The sequence below is a fragment of the Paenirhizobium naphthalenivorans genome (genome assembly GCF_007992095.1).
GTDB lineage: Bacteria > Pseudomonadota > Alphaproteobacteria > Rhizobiales > Rhizobiaceae > Allorhizobium > Allorhizobium naphthalenivorans.
On sequence record NZ_BJZP01000017.1, the window covers coordinates 39024 to 53303 of the forward strand.

Sequence of the window (14280 nt, forward strand, 5' to 3'; positions counted from 1 at the left end):
CGGAACGATGCAAGAGTTAGGACGGAAAACTGAACGAATGGTAAATGCAGAAGGTTCTCCGCCGCATTTTCGTTAACCTGTGACAAGGCGCCGGAACGAATTCCGGCGCCGGGGGACAACCTGGATCAACGATCGTCGGTCGCCATGGCGCCGAGCAGCTTGGGCAGGTCGCCGAAGCGGGCCACCAGACCGAAGACGAGGGCCGCGACCGCGACGAACAGGATCGACACCGAGGCCATGGTCGGCGTGTAGCCGTAGCGCAACGCGTTGAAGATCTTGATCGGCAGCGTCTCCATGGTGAAGCCGACCGTCATGTAGGCGACGATATATTCATTGAGCGACAGGACGAACGCGAAGGCAAAACCGGAGACCAGATAGGGCCGGATCAGCGGCAGGACGACCGTTCGGAAGATCGTCCTGTCGTCGGCGCCCATGGTGGCAGCCGCCTCGACCAGCGAGCGGTCGATCGCCGAAAAGCCGAGCGACAGCGTGACCAGCGGCAGGGTCACGAAAAAAATCGCGTGTCCAATGACCGCTGTCCAGGGCTGGCCGTAGAAACCGCTGGCCGCCCAGAATGTGAGAAGCCCAAGCGCCGTGATGACCGGCGGAAGAGTGAAGGGGGCGATGCCGAGCACCTGAAAGATATTCGCCCAGGGCGCGATGCGCCGCCACAGGAACCATGACAGCGGCAGGGCGATGACGACAGCCAGTGCCGCGGCGGCAAACGCCAGCATGACCGAGGCGAAAAAGGCCGAACGCCAGCCCGGATCAGTGAAAATCGCACCGTACCACGACAGGGAGAAACCCTGCGGCGGGAAGGTCAGGCTCTGCTTCTCGTTGACCGAAACGCCGGCGACAACCACGATCGGCGCCGCGAGGAAGATGCCGATCAGGGTAAAATAGATGCGTGTGAGCACGGTGTTCATGCCATCTCTCCCTTCCGGCCGACGAACAGCGTCAGCGCAACCATGCCAAGCGTGACCAGCACCAGGAAGACCGCCATGGCGGCTGCGAACGGCATGTTAGACTGGTAGATCGCCTGATCGGTGATCAGCACGGAAAGCGTCCAGTGCTGCGGCCGGCCGAGGATCTGCGGCAGCAGGTAAGAACCGAGCGCGAAGATGAAGACCATGATCAGCGTCGCCAGGATTGTGGTGCGGAGCGCCGGAACGACAACGGTAAAGAAGGCACGGGTCGGTGAGGCGCCGAGCGTGCGGGCAGCTTCCGTCAGCGTCGGATCGAGCCGTACCAGAGCGGGATAAAGAACCAGCACGGTATAGGGCAGCGCCTGATAAACCATGCCCGTCAGCACCGCGCCGAAATTCGGCATCAGCGCCACCGGTTTGTCCATCAGCCCGATCATCACCAGCAGGTTGGTGATGCCGGCAGTGCGGGAAAAGAGCGTCGACCAGGCGAAACCGATGATGACCTCGGAGAGCGACAGGATGGACAGAAGCACAACAAGCCAGAGCACCTGCGCCCGGCGCGACATGCGTGCGAGCAGATAGGTAAAGGGTATTCCCAGCACGACGCAGACAACGGCAACCGAAATCGCCAGCATCAGCGAAAAACCGAGAACACCGGCGAAGAACGGGCTGAGGAAGCGGGCGTAATTGTCGAGCACGAAAGCCGGTGAATAGAAGCCGGCAGGATTGCGCTGGAAAAAGGAGACGGCGATCATCGTGCCGAAGGGCACAACGAAGAACAGGATCAACATGCCCGCCGGAAAGGCGAGAGGCGCATAGTCGAGCGCTTTCTGGGGCGGTTCGCGTCTCATGCGGCAAGCACCACGGCGGTGAGCGGATCGATGACCACACCGACCTCCTGGCCGACATTGACCACCGGGCGTTCGCGCGGGGTCGAGACGGCGATGACCTCCGTACCGGCGACGTCGATGAAGGTTTCGATCGTGCCGCCAAGGTCACGGATAAAGGTGACCCGGCCGGAAAGCCGCCCCTCCCCTGGCGCCGACAGATGGATGTCTTCTGGCCGGACGGACAGGCTGGCAGCCCCTTGCGCCAGCGATGACGTGAAGCCTTCGACCGATTGCCCGAGCACAAGGGTGCGCCCGGCTTCGACGGAGAGCGGCAGGAGATTGGTCGAGCCGATGAAGTCGGCGACGAAGCGGTCGGCCGGCTTACGATAAATCTCAATCGGGCTCGCCGCCTGGCGGATCTTGCCGCCGTTCATGACGACGACGGTATCGGCCATGGTCATGGCCTCGCGCTGGTCATGGGTGACGACGATGGTGGTAATGCCGAGCTGCTGCTGCAGCTTGCGCAATTCGACCTGCATCGCCTCGCGCAGCTTGGCGTCGAGCGCCGAGAGCGGCTCGTCGAGCAGGAAGAGTTTCGGAGAAATGGCAAGCGCCCGGGCGATCGCCACACGCTGGCGCTGACCGCCGGAAAGCTTGGTGACGGGACGGTCGGCATAGCCGGGAAGATGGATCATCACTAGCAGCTCCTCGACCCGCTTGACCTGCTCCTCGCGACCGATGCCACGGATCCTGAGCGGATAGGCGATGTTCTCGCCGACGGTCAGATGCGGGAAGAGCGCCAGCGACTGGAACACCATGCCGAGATTGCGCTTGTGGGTGGGCACCCGGGTGATGTCCTCGCCGTCGAGCACGATTTCGCCCCCCGTCGGCAGGTCAAGCCCCGCGATCATCCGCAACAGCGTGGTCTTGCCGCAGCCGGACGGTCCGAGCATGCAGACGAAGGTGCCGTGCGGCACGGTCAGTTGCACCTGGTCGACGGCCGTAAAAGGGCCGAACTGTTTGGTGACACCGTTGAGAATGAGTCCGGACATCATGTCTCCGTCAGAAATACGGGTAATGGGATTTTCGTCCCTGTCTGCCCCGACAGCGTCCCCCCATCAAGAGGCGTGATCGTCGTGCTGTCGTCTTTGGGGCTCAAGCGGGGAATTTTCTTCATCCCCCATCAAAGCGGACGCTGGGCCCTTGCCCTTCGTCCGCCCTGCCAGGTACTTCTCCCCGCCAGCGGGGAGAAGGCGATAGGCCGCCCCGCTTCCCGTCCCCCTCACACTTGTGCGGATAGGGACGGGATGGGGGCAATCATCAGGCTCAGCCGACGATCAGCTCGGTCCACTTCTGGTTCAACCAGTCCGACTTGGTCTGGTAGAGGTCGTAGCGCGGGGTGATCGGCTCGATGTCGGAAGACACGGCGGCGAATTCCTCGGCTGTCAGGTCGAGCAGATCGCGTTTGACCGTCGGGGCGGTGCCGACCTTGCGCGACAGGATCGCCTGGATCGACGGCTGGCACATGTAGTCGATAAAGACATGGGCTTCTTCGGTCTTCTCCGAGGCGCGCGACAGCGCCCAGCAACCGGAATCCTGGATGCCACCTTCCTTCGGGAAGGTCGAGCGAACCGGGTTGCCGTCGGCGGCGGCAAGGCCGGTGACGTCGTGGTAATACTGCCCCATCGGGATTTCGCCCGACTTCAGCGCCTGTTCGAACTGGGCTTCGTCACGATACCAGAGACGGACGTTCGGCTTGACTTCAGCCAGCTTGTCGAAAGCTTTCAGAATGCCCTCTTCCGTGTCGAGCGCATTGGTGCCGCCAAAATAGGTCTTGGCCGTCACTTCGAGCAGGAAGGAGTTGGAGACGAGCGCCAGCAGGCCAAGCTTGTCTTCGTTCGCCGGGTCCCAAAGGGCTGCCCACGAGGTCGGCGCTTCCTTGTAGACGTCAGTGTTGGTGACAAGCGTGATGTACCAGGCAACGGCGCCGATACCGGCGATGCGGCCGTCCGGATACTTGTTGACGAAACGGTCGATCAGGTTCGAGGCGTTCTTGATCTTCGCCGTGTCGAGCGGTGCCCAGAGCTCGGTCGACTGGCCCTTCAGCATCGACACCTGCGACACCATCGAAACGTCAGCCGGAGCCTGGCCGGCCTTGGCTGCCTGCTCAAGCTGCACGAGCCAGGCTTCGCCGGTCGGCTCGGCGATGGATTCGATAGCGATGCCAGTCGCCTTGGTGAATTCGGGGAAGATATTCTTGTCGAACGAATCCTTGAAGTAGCCGCCGTAGACGCCAACCTTCAGCGACTTGTCCTGGGCACGAAGGATCGACGGCATGGCGAGCATACCGGCGCCTGCCAGCGAGCCGGCCAGCACGCCGCGGCGGCTGACGGAAGCATTCAGAATTTTCTTCATTGGTCGTGTTCCCTTGTCTTCGTTGGTTATCATGAAGTCCGATCCGGGGCGCTGATAGCGCTGCCCCGGACAAAATTCCAGTCGTTCAGCGACCCTTGATCGCCGGACTATAGACCATCAGGCTGAGGATTTCGAAGAGAACCTGCGCGCCGGCATGGGCCGTGTTGTGGGTCGCATCATACTGCGGAGCGACCTCCACAACATCGCCGCCGACGAGGTTCATGCCCTTGAGGCCGCGGATCAGCTCGAGCACTTCACGCGACGAAAGACCACCGACTTCCGGCGTGCCGGTGCCCGGCGCGATACTCGGATCAAGGCTGTCGATGTCGAAGGAGAGATAGGTCGGGCCGTCGCCGATGATCTTCTTCGCCTTTTCGATGATGGCAGGCATACCAAGGCCAGTGACCTCCTCGGCATGGATCACCGTCATGCCGGATTCATAGGAAAACTCCCACAGATATTCGGCAGGACCACGGATACCGATCTGGATGGTGCGGCTCGGGTCGAGCGAACCATCCAGAACCGCATTACGGAAGGGGCCACCATGATGAAACTTCGACTGGTCGAACGGACCACCGGTGTCACAGTGCGCATCAATGTGGACGAGGCCAACCGGACCATGTTTCTTGGCGATGGGCTTCAGAATCGACTGGCTGATCGAATGGTCACCCCCCACCGAAAGCGGCAGGACGCCGGCTTCGACGATCTTCGTCATGTACCGTTCGATGTCCTCATGGCTGAGTTCCAGGCGGTAGCGGCTGGAAAAGGGCACGTCGCCGATGTCGCCAACCTTGAGGTCGAAAATCGGTGCGCAGTCGAGCACATGGTTGTAGGGGCCGATGCGGTCGATGGCCCGCAAGGCGCGAGGTCCAAAGCGCGAGCCCGGACGGTTGGACACGCCAAGGTCCATCGGCACGCCGACGATCGCCACCTGCAGATCGCCGAAATCCGGGTTCTGCGGGTCGACCGGCCGGTGCGGCGCCGAAAGGAAGGTCGGCACACCAGCGTAAGGTGCTGCGCGCGTGCCGCCCTGGAAAATCTTCTCGCCAACCTTGGCGAACTTCGGATCGAAAATCTCGCCGGCATTGTCACCACCAAATTTGGCACGCAGGTCAGCAAGCTTCTTTTCGTCGAACGTCATGACTTCACCCTTTTCGCATCAGCACGACAGGCACTCCGATCGCGCAACGACTGTTTATGCGGCAGACCTTCGACCTGCCTTTAATGTGAGCATTAATCCGCAAAGCCTATGGAAATGCAATTCACGATGTTATAGCAATCGTTGTGAGAAAAATTCACAAAGCAAAAACCCGATGTCGAACCGTTTGCCGCCGCTCAATCCGCTCCGCGCCTTCGAGGCTGCGGCCCGGCGCGGCTCGATTTCAGCCGCCGCGCGTGAGCTGAACGTCACCCATGGCGCGGTGAGCCACCAGATCAAGACGCTCGAGGAAACGCTGAAGGCGGCGCTGTTCGAGCGCGGCGGCAAGCGGTTGAAGCTGACTCCACAGGGCGCGCTTTTGCTGCCGGCAGTGTCCTCCGCCTTCGACGGCATTGCGGCCGCCACCGCGCTGATGAACCGACCCTCGACCAGCGGCTCACTGCGTATATCCTGCGTGCCGGCACTGCTGTCGCTGTGGCTGATCCCGCGGATGAACAGCTTCTCCGAGCAATATCCGGAGATCAGCCTGACGCTGACCTCAAGCAATGACGCGGACCTCATCCATTCGCCCGACATCGACATTGCCATTCTCTACGGCCCCGGCGGCTGGCGCGACTGCTGGACGCGATTGTGGAGCACGCTGCAACTATTCCCGGTCGTATCGCCCACACTCCTCAATTCCCGGCCGCTCCGCTCAATCCGCGACCTGCGCGACCATGTACTGCTGCACGGCGACGATGGCCGGGAATGGAACACCTGGCTGGCCGCCGCCGATCAACTCGACGTGCCGCGCGGGCGGCAGCATTTCATGAGCGATGCGCGACTGTCGACCGAGGCCGCCCGTCATGGACAGGGGGTGTCTCTTGGCGACAGCATCACCGCGTCGAGCCTGATCGCCGCCGGCGAGCTGGTCATCCCCTTCGACCTGTCGGTGCCGGCGACCAACGCCTTTTATGTCGCGACCCGCAACGATTTGCGCACCGCACCGATCGTCCGCGTCTTCATCGACTGGCTGTTCTCCACGCTGGAAAACGAGCGTAGTTCGCAAACGAGTCCGGTGATCCGCCAAGCGAACCGCAGCCGCACGCCAAGGACCGCCAAGACCCAGCCAGCCCTTAAATCCGACATTTCCCATCCCGGCGCAAACGCCGAAACGACCTCCTGAAACAGACGAGTAAGACCATGCCCGCATCCGCTTTCAACCCACTGATCAACCGCCTCTCCCCGCCACCGGTGCCTTCCGTCTTCGCCTGGGCCCGGGCCTATGACGGCGCCCGCGGCCCGCTGATCGACCTATCCCAGGCCGTTCCAGGTTATCCTCCGCATCCAGACATGCTGACCTGGCTCGGCGAAGCAGCCTCATCCCGCGCCTATGCTGGCTACGGACCGATCGAGGGGGAAGCGGACCTGCGGACGGCCTATGCGACCGAGATGACGGACATCTATGGCGCAACGGTCAAAGCTGCGAACATCCACATCACATCCGGCTGCAACCAGGCTTTCATGGCCGCCGCTATGGCGATTGCCGGGCCGGGCGATGCGGTTGCCCTGACCGACCCCTACTACTTCAATCAGGAAACCACGCTCGCCATGATGGGCATCGAACGCCGCCTGCTGTGGCTCGATCCGGCGAACGGCTTCGTTCCCAACATCGAAGCGGTGCGCAAGATCCTCGCAACGGGCGTCAAGGCGCTCGGGCTGGTTTCGCCGAACAATCCGACCGGCGCGGTCTATCCGGCCGGCCTGCTCGGCGAGATCTTCGCGGCTTGCCGTGACGCCGGCGCCTGGCTGATGCTGGACGAGACCTATCGCGACTTCCTGCCGGAAGGCGAGCGCCCGCATGACCTGCTGTCGGTGCCGGGCTGGGAGGACAACCTGATCCTGCTCTATTCCTTCTCCAAGTCCTTCTGCATCCCCGGCCATCGCCTGGGCGCAGTGACCGCCGGTCCGAAGGCCGTCGCCGAGATCGCCAAGGTGATGGACAACTTGCAGATCTGCGCGCCGCGCGCACCGCAAGCGGCGATTGCCCGCGCCATTCCGGCGCTGAAAGACTGGCGCAACGCCAACCGCGCGGAGATCGCCAGACGCGCCGATACCTTGCGCGCCGTCATGGCCGAGCTTCCGGACTGGAAGATGGATTCCATCGGCGCCTATTTCGCCTTCATCCGCCACCCGTTCGCCGGCACGCTTTCGGCGGAAGTGGCGGAAAGACTGGCAAAGCAGGCGGGCGTCGTCTGCATTCCGGGCGCCTATTTCGGCGAGGGGCAGGAGAATTACCTGCGGTTCGCCTTCGCCAATGCCGACAGCGCGACCATCGCCTCGCTGCGCGGGCGGCTAGCCGGCTTCACGCTCAGCTGAACCGGCACGACGGGGAGCAGGATGCATATGACCGCACGGCGCATAGCGATCATCGGTGGAGGACCGGCGGGCCTGATGGCCGCCGAACAGCTGTCACATGCCGGCCATGCTGTCACAGTCTACGAGGCCATGCCGACCGTTGCCCGCAAGTTTTTGCTGGCGGGCAAGTCCGGGCTCAACATCACCCATTCCGAGCCCTATGAGCGCTTCGTCGCACGCTTTGGGGCGGCAGCCCGGTGGCTCCGCCCGATGCTCGACGGCTTCACTCCGCAGGACGTGCGCGACTGGGCCGACGGTCTTGGCACCGAAACCTTCACCGGCACCTCGGGACGGGTTTTTCCGAAGGCCATGAAGGCTTCGCCGCTGCTGCGCGCCTGGCTGAAACGACTGGAGGCGCAGGGTGTGAGAATCCTCACCCGCCACCGCTGGATCGGCTTCGACGGCAATGCCTGCCGGATCGACACACCGCACGGGCAAGAGACGGTTCAGGCCGACGCCGTGCTGCTGGCACTTGGCGGGGCGAGCTGGCCGAAGCTCGGGTCGGACGCGGTCTGGGTTCCCTGGCTTCAGGCGCAGGGCGTCGATGTCGCCCAGTTCCGACCCGCCAATTGCGGCTTCGACTGCGCTTTCTCCGAAGCCTTCACCGAACGTTTTGCCGGAGAGCCGGTCAAGTCGGTGACGGCAACCAGCGCCGCTGGCACCACCCAAGGCGAGTTCGTCATCAGCCGCAACGGCATTGAGGGCAGTCTGATCTACGCCCATGCCAGCGCCTTGCGGGACGCGCTGCAAAAGGACGGTACGGCCAACCTCGTTCTCGACCTCGCACCCGGCCGAACCATCGACAGGCTGACGCGGGATCTCGAACGGCAGGATGCCAAGGCGAGCTTTTCCAACCGCTTGAGAAAAGGCGCTAGCCTCGACGGCGTGAAAGCGGCTCTGTTGAGGGAGCAGGTTTCGGACGCCAGCCAGCTTGATGCCCCGCGTCTTGCCGAAGCCATCAAGGCGCTGCCCCTGCCCGTCGTCGCCCCTCGGCCGATCGCCGAGGCGATTTCGTCGGCCGGCGGAATCACTTTCGACAGCGTCGACGAAAACCTGATGCTGAAGGCCTTGCCCGGCACCTTCGTCGCCGGCGAGATGCTGGATTGGGAGGCACCGACCGGAGGCTACCTGCTGACAGCCTGCCTGGCGAGCGGGAGGAGCGTGGCCCACGGCATTGAAACCTGGCTGGCGAAGGGCGGCTAACGCCGCCACAGATGCAAAGGCGCCGACCGGGCGGCGTCGGGCTGGTTCGTTGCGCGTCTGCGCTGGTTAGCCAGCGCTGACGCTTTGACCCGGCGACGACACCGGCCTACGCTCACGCGTGCGAGGGCAGCACGATCAGGCGCTGCCGGGAGGAAACAAAAGCCGATGAAATTCGCACTTAATTACATGACCGCGCCGGCCATGCCAGTCGCAGACTTTCTCGACCTTGCACTCTCGCTCGGCATCAAGGCCGTCGAGATCCGCAACGATCTGGCGGACAACGCCATTCTCGACGGCACACCGGCCACGACAATCAGGAGACTGACCGAAGAGCGCGACATCGAGATCATCTCGATCAATGCGCTACAACGTTTCAACGCCTGGAGCGAGGCACGTGCCCGGGAGGCGCGCTCGCTGCTTGCCTATGCCCGTGATTGCGGCGCCAATGCGCTGGTGCTCGTACCAACGAACGACGGATCCGGCCGCGAAAATGGCGTGCGGCAGGAGAGCCTGCGGCTGGCGCTCACGGAACTGAAACCACTTTTTGAGGACGCAGGGATCACTGGCCTGGTGGAGCCGCTCGGCTTCGAGATTTGCTCGCTGCGTTCCAAGCGGGAGGCAGTGGATGCGATCGAATCCGTCGGCGGCAACGTCTTCAAGCTGGTGCACGACACTTTCCACCATCATCTGGCCGGCGAGAGCCAGATCTTCCCCGACCACACCGGGCTGGTGCACATATCCGGTGTCACCGATCCGGATGTGTCGCCCGCCGCCATGCAGGACAGCCACCGGACGCTGGTCGACGCTTTGGACCGGCTCGGCACTATCGGTCAGATCGGCGCGCTCCGCGCCGCCGGGTATGCGGGCCACCTGTCCTTCGAACCCTTTGCCCGTAGCGTTCATACTCTCACTGATCCGGGTGCCGCGCTGAGGACGAGCATCGACCATATCCGGGCGACCGCTTAGGGCGCAAAGCAGCATTGCAAACCGGATGCCATCCTCTCCGCCTGCCATGCTGTAAGCGCTCTGGCGCCCCATTCCTTCGGGAGGCGACACACAATCAATGGAATGGAAATTCCATTTCACCTCCACCGCCTCCCGCCATTTTCTCCCGCTCTTCCCGCCATATAGCCGAAATCTGCGTGATGCGGTCATCTGTCCGTTGACGGGCTCATCAAAAAATGGAATAAATTATCCGCATTTAAGGATTAGCGGTCTATTTATTCCGTTTATCTGACGCGTCGGGAGCGCGGAGCGAGTGCAGGTCGGTCAAAGGCCGGCCTCCGGCAGGAGAAGGTGAGCCGGACACCATCTGAGGAGGAAATATCATGAAGAAGCTCATTCTGGGCGCCGCCATGTCCGTTCTTTTGAGCACGGCCGCCCATGCGGAAACCGTCGGCGTGTCGATGGCGCTGTTCGACGACAACTTCCTGACCGTCCTGCGCAACGGCATGCAGGACTATGCCAAGACCCTGGACGGCGTGACGCTGCAGATTGAGGACGCGCAAAACGACGTCGCCAAGCAGCAGAGCCAGATCCAGAACTTCATCGCCGCCGGGGTCGACGCGATCGTCGTCAACCCGGTCGACACCGATGCGACCGTGGCCATGTCGAAGATCGCCGCCGATGCGGGTATTCCGCTGGTTTATGTCAACCGCGAGCCGGTCAATGTCAACGAACTGCCCGACAAACAGTCCTTCGTCGCTTCGGAGGAAATCGTCGCCGGCACGCTCGAGGCCCAGGAAGTCTGCCGGTTGCTCGGCGGCAAGGGCAAGGCCGTCGTCATGATGGGCGAACTGTCCAACCAGGGCGCCCGCATGCGCACCAAGGCGGTTCATGACGTGATGGCCACCGACGGCTGCAAGGGCATTGAGATCGTCGAAGAGCAAACCGCCAACTGGCAGCGCACCCAGGGCGCCGACCTGGTGACCAACTGGCTGTCGAGCGGGCTCGAGTTCAACGCCGTCATCGCCAATAATGACGAGATGGCGATCGGCGCTGCGCAGGCGTTGAAGGCTGCCGGCAAGGACATGAAGGACTATGTCGTGGCCGGTGTCGACGCCACCCAGGACGCGCTCGCCGCCATGGAGGCGGGCGACCTTGACGTTACGGTGTTCCAGAACGCCGCCGGTCAGGGCAAGGGCGCTCTCGACGCGGCGCTAAAGATCGCCAAGGGCGAGAGCGTCGAAAAGAAGGTCTACATCCCCTTCGAACTCGTCACGACGGAGAACCTCAAGGACTACCAGAGCAAGAACTGATCCCACTTCGGAACTAGAGGAATGCGGGCTTACGCCCGCATTCCAACCGTATGACGCGTGAGGAGAATTGCCATGGTCAGCCCGACAACGATGGCCGCCGTCCGCAAGAGCGGCGTCGTGCCCAATGCCGAATACCTTCTGGCCGCCGAAGGCGTGCGCAAGGAATTTCCCGGCGTCGTCGCCCTCGATGACGTGACCTTCCGCCTGAAGCGCGGCAGCGTACATGCGCTGATGGGCGAAAACGGCGCAGGGAAATCAACGCTGATGAAGATCCTCGCCGGCATCTACCATCCAGACAAGGGTACAGTGCAGCTGAAAGGCATCAACATCCGGCTGGAATCACCGCTCGACGCACTGGAAAACGGCATCGCCATGATCCATCAGGAACTCAACCTGATGGCGTCGATGACGGTAGCGGAGAACATCTGGATCCGCCGAGAGCCGCTGAACCGCTTAGGTTTCGTCGATCACAAGGAGATGAACCGCAAGACGGCGGAACTCTTCAATCGACTGAACATTGCCATCCATCCGCAGACCACGGTAGGGGAACTCTCCGTCGCCAACCGGCAGATGGTCGAGATCGCCAAGGCGGTTTCCTATGAATCCGACGTCCTGATCATGGACGAGCCGACCTCGGCGCTGACCGAACGCGAGGTGGAACATCTTTTCCATATCATCCGCGGCCTGCGCGACCAGGGCATAGGTATCGTTTACATCACGCACAAGATGAACGAGCTATTCGAGATCGCCGACGAATTCTCGGTCTTCCGTGACGGCAAGTATATCGGCACCCACGCATCGACCGATGTGACGCGCGACGACATCATCCGCATGATGGTCGGCCGCGAGATCACCCAGATGTTCCCAAAGGAGGTCGTACCGCTCGGCGACACCGTGCTGTCGGTCAAGAACCTGACGCTCGACGGAATCTTCAAGGACGTTTCCTTCGACGTGCGCGCCGGCGAGATCCTCGGCGTCGCCGGCCTCGTGGGTTCGGGTCGCTCCAATGTTGCGGAAACGATCTTCGGTGTGACGCCGGCCTCGTCCGGGACGATCGAGATCGATGGCAGACCAGTCGACATCGACAGCCCGACCGAGGCGATCGGCCATCGCATGGCTTTCCTGACCGAGGACCGCAAGGAGACCGGCTGCCTGCTGATCCTCAACGTGCTTGAAAACATGCAGATCGCCGTGCTTCAGGACAAGTTCGTCAGGATCGGCTTCGTTGAACAGGCAGCACTGTCGGCCGAATGCGAGGAGATGTGCCGCAAGCTGCGCGTCAAGACGCCTAATATGAACGAGCGTATCGAAAACCTGTCGGGCGGCAACCAGCAGAAGGTGCTGATCGGCCGCTGGATGCTGACCAATCCGCGCATCCTGATCCTCGACGAGCCGACGCGCGGTATTGATGTCGGCGCCAAGGCGGAGATCCACCGGCTGGTGACGGAGATGGCGAAGAACGGCGTCGCCGTGATCATGATCTCCTCGGAAATGCCGGAGGTGCTCGGCATGAGCGACCGGATCATGGTCATGCACGAGGGCCGCGTCACGGGCTTCCTCGACTGCGCGGAAGCCACACAGATCAAGGTCATGGACTTGGCGGCACGCTGAGCTGGCGCCGGCCATGAACCTGCGAGGGAGGACACAATGAACAGCAAAACCATGGCCAAGGGTGAGGTTGACCTGAGGACCGGAAAACTGCAACACCGCCGCATTCCGCCGGAGGCGAATATCCTATTCGTCCTGATCGGCATCGCACTGATATTCGAACTGCTGGGCTGGATCTTCATCGGACAGAGCTTCCTGATGAATCCGCAGCGTCTGACGATCATGATCCTGCAAGTCTCGGTGATCGGCATTATCGCGGTCGGCGTAACGCAGGTCATCATCACCGGCGGCATCGACCTCTCGTCCGGCTCGGTCGTCGGCATGACGGCGATGTTCTCGGCGAGCTTTGCCCAGGCCTCCACCTGGCCGCGCGCGCTCTATCCGAGCCTCACCGACATGCCCTTCTTCGTGCCGATCACCGTCGGCATCTTGGTCGGCCTGCTTGCCGGTTTCATCAACGGCCAGCTGATCGCCCGCACCAAGATCCCACCCTTCATCGCAACCCTCGGCATGATGGTGACAGCCCGTGGTATCTCGAAATGGTACACCAAGGGTCAGCCGGTCTCGGGCCTGAGCGACGACTTCATCTTCATCGGCACTGGAATCGCCCCGGTTATCGTCTTCCTCATTGTCGCGCTGATTTTCCACATCGCCCTGCGCTACACCCGCTATGGCAAGTTCACCTATGCAATCGGCGCGAACGTCCAGGCCGCACGGGTCTCGGGCATCAATGTCGAAGCCCACCTGATCAAGGTCTATGCCATTGCCGGCATGCTGGCCGGCCTCGCCGGCGTCGTCACCGCAGCGCGCGCCCAGACCGCACAGGCCGGCATGGGGGTCATGTATGAACTCGACGCGATCGCCGCAGCCGTTATCGGCGGCACCTCGCTGGCTGGAGGCGCCGGCAGGATTACCGGCACGGTGATCGGCACGATAATTCTTGGCGTGATGACCTCCGGCTTCACCTTCCTCAGGGTGGATGCCTACTACCAGGAGATCATCAAAGGTATGATCATCGTCACGGCCGTGGTCGCCGACGTCTACCGGCAGAAGAAACGCAAGGTCTGAGATAATCTCTACGGCGCGGCCCATACAGCGGCGCGCCGACAGGAACCGGACAGACGGGCAGGCCTCCGGAGCGATCCGGAGGCTTGTGAGCGAGCGCGACGGGTGGAGGCGCCCGGGTCCGGGTCCGAAGAAACCGCTATCGGACCAGTGATGCGCCATACCGCCCTACCTTGCAGCCGGGGTCTCGGGGCAGATCGCGCGGACTGATGGCCGCCAAAGCACGGTGCTCCCCGTGAGAACGGGCGGGCAGTGGCGACTGCCCCTTCCCGGGGCCTCATCCAAAAAACGCCAACCTCAAGCAGCACCTTTCGTTGCCATGTATTCACCTGGCTGCACATTTTTTGGGCTTTCGCTGTAAATTTGAACAGCGTAAGATTCTGTTTTTATTTATATTTTTCCTATAATTCCTTTGTTTC

The 14280-nt window shown here is 62.3% G+C and carries 12 protein-coding genes; 7 read left to right on the top strand and 5 right to left on the bottom strand.

Annotation, left to right across the window (positions count from 1 at the left end):
* Positions 1-125 precede the first annotated feature (125 nt).
* From RNA01_RS15765 to speB, 5 genes are all read right to left on the bottom strand, one after another.
* A complete protein-coding gene (locus RNA01_RS15765) occupies positions 126-926 on the bottom strand; it encodes an ABC transporter permease (protein WP_147181177.1) in 801 nt (266 codons plus the stop codon).
* Entirely contained in the window at positions 923-1777 is an 855-nt protein-coding gene (locus RNA01_RS15770) for an ABC transporter permease (RefSeq protein WP_147181178.1), read from the bottom strand. Before RNA01_RS15770 ends, RNA01_RS15765 begins: the two co-directional genes overlap by 4 nt.
* The gene (locus tag RNA01_RS15775; protein ID WP_147181179.1) at positions 1774-2808 is read right to left on the bottom strand and encodes an ABC transporter ATP-binding protein; all 1035 of its coding nucleotides are present in this window, start codon (positions 2806-2808) and stop codon (positions 1774-1776) included. The genes RNA01_RS15770 and RNA01_RS15775 overlap by 4 nt, the downstream gene beginning before the upstream one ends.
* Positions 2809-3082: 274 nt before the next feature.
* Positions 3083-4171 carry an ABC transporter substrate-binding protein gene (locus RNA01_RS15780; RefSeq protein ID WP_147181180.1) on the bottom strand — a complete coding sequence of 363 codons (1089 nt, stop codon included), beginning with the start codon at positions 4169-4171 and terminating at the stop codon, positions 3083-3085.
* An 85-nt stretch (positions 4172-4256) separates the two neighbouring features.
* Positions 4257-5312, bottom strand: coding sequence for an agmatinase (speB, locus tag RNA01_RS15785; protein WP_147181181.1), 1056 nt, complete (start codon positions 5310-5312; stop codon positions 4257-4259).
* Between the two features lie 172 nt (positions 5313-5484).
* Between speB and gcvA the strand changes: the two genes are divergently transcribed.
* The 7 genes from gcvA to RNA01_RS15820 all read left to right on the top strand — a co-directional run bounded on the left by gcvA (position 5485) and on the right by RNA01_RS15820 (position 13864).
* Positions 5485-6495, top strand: coding sequence for a transcriptional regulator GcvA (gene gcvA, locus RNA01_RS15790; protein ID WP_147181182.1), 1011 nt, complete (start codon positions 5485-5487; stop codon positions 6493-6495).
* Between the two features lie 17 nt (positions 6496-6512).
* Complete coding sequence (locus RNA01_RS15795) at positions 6513-7688, top strand: aminotransferase (RefSeq protein ID WP_147181183.1); 1176 nt, start codon at positions 6513-6515, stop codon at positions 7686-7688.
* A gap of 27 nt (positions 7689-7715) precedes the next feature.
* Positions 7716-8930: a TIGR03862 family flavoprotein gene (locus RNA01_RS15800; protein ID WP_147181184.1), complete on the top strand. Its 1215-nt coding sequence runs from the start codon at positions 7716-7718 to the stop codon at positions 8928-8930.
* Positions 8931-9095: 165 nt separating this feature from the next.
* Positions 9096-9896 carry a TIM barrel protein gene (locus RNA01_RS15805; protein ID WP_147181185.1) on the top strand — a complete coding sequence of 267 codons (801 nt, stop codon included), beginning with the start codon at positions 9096-9098 and terminating at the stop codon, positions 9894-9896.
* Positions 9897-10258: 362 nt separating this feature from the next.
* Entirely contained in the window at positions 10259-11188 is a 930-nt protein-coding gene (locus tag RNA01_RS15810) for a sugar ABC transporter substrate-binding protein (protein WP_147181186.1), read from the top strand.
* Positions 11189-11260: 72 nt separating this feature from the next.
* A complete protein-coding gene (locus RNA01_RS15815; RefSeq protein WP_147181187.1) occupies positions 11261-12799 on the top strand; it encodes a sugar ABC transporter ATP-binding protein in 1539 nt (512 codons plus the stop codon).
* A 51-nt stretch (positions 12800-12850) separates the two neighbouring features.
* A complete protein-coding gene (locus RNA01_RS15820) occupies positions 12851-13864 on the top strand; it encodes an ABC transporter permease (RefSeq protein WP_147181223.1) in 1014 nt (337 codons plus the stop codon).
* The last annotated feature ends 416 nt before the right edge of the window (positions 13865-14280 follow it).

What these genes read in the sequence shown, in the direction of transcription:
- RNA01_RS15765 (WP_147181177.1), bottom strand. Translation starts at nt 926, where the DNA reads ATGAACACCGTGCTCACACGCATCTATTTTACCCTGATCGGCATCTTC.
- RNA01_RS15770 (WP_147181178.1), bottom strand. Translation starts at nt 1,777, where the DNA reads ATGAGACGCGAACCGCCCCAGAAAGCGCTCGACTATGCGCCTCTCGCC.
- RNA01_RS15775 (WP_147181179.1), bottom strand. Translation starts at nt 2,808, where the DNA reads ATGTCCGGACTCATTCTCAACGGTGTCACCAAACAGTTCGGCCCTTTT.
- RNA01_RS15780 (WP_147181180.1), bottom strand. Translation starts at nt 4,171, where the DNA reads ATGAAGAAAATTCTGAATGCTTCCGTCAGCCGCCGCGGCGTGCTGGCC.
- speB (WP_147181181.1), bottom strand. Translation starts at nt 5,312, where the DNA reads ATGACGTTCGACGAAAAGAAGCTTGCTGACCTGCGTGCCAAATTTGGT.
- gcvA (WP_147181182.1), top strand. Translation starts at nt 5,485, where the DNA reads ATGTCGAACCGTTTGCCGCCGCTCAATCCGCTCCGCGCCTTCGAGGCT.
- RNA01_RS15795 (WP_147181183.1), top strand. Translation starts at nt 6,513, where the DNA reads ATGCCCGCATCCGCTTTCAACCCACTGATCAACCGCCTCTCCCCGCCA.
- RNA01_RS15800 (WP_147181184.1), top strand. Translation starts at nt 7,716, where the DNA reads ATGACCGCACGGCGCATAGCGATCATCGGTGGAGGACCGGCGGGCCTG.
- RNA01_RS15805 (WP_147181185.1), top strand. Translation starts at nt 9,096, where the DNA reads ATGAAATTCGCACTTAATTACATGACCGCGCCGGCCATGCCAGTCGCA.
- RNA01_RS15810 (WP_147181186.1), top strand. Translation starts at nt 10,259, where the DNA reads ATGAAGAAGCTCATTCTGGGCGCCGCCATGTCCGTTCTTTTGAGCACG.
- RNA01_RS15815 (WP_147181187.1), top strand. Translation starts at nt 11,261, where the DNA reads ATGGTCAGCCCGACAACGATGGCCGCCGTCCGCAAGAGCGGCGTCGTG.
- RNA01_RS15820 (WP_147181223.1), top strand. Translation starts at nt 12,851, where the DNA reads ATGGCCAAGGGTGAGGTTGACCTGAGGACCGGAAAACTGCAACACCGC.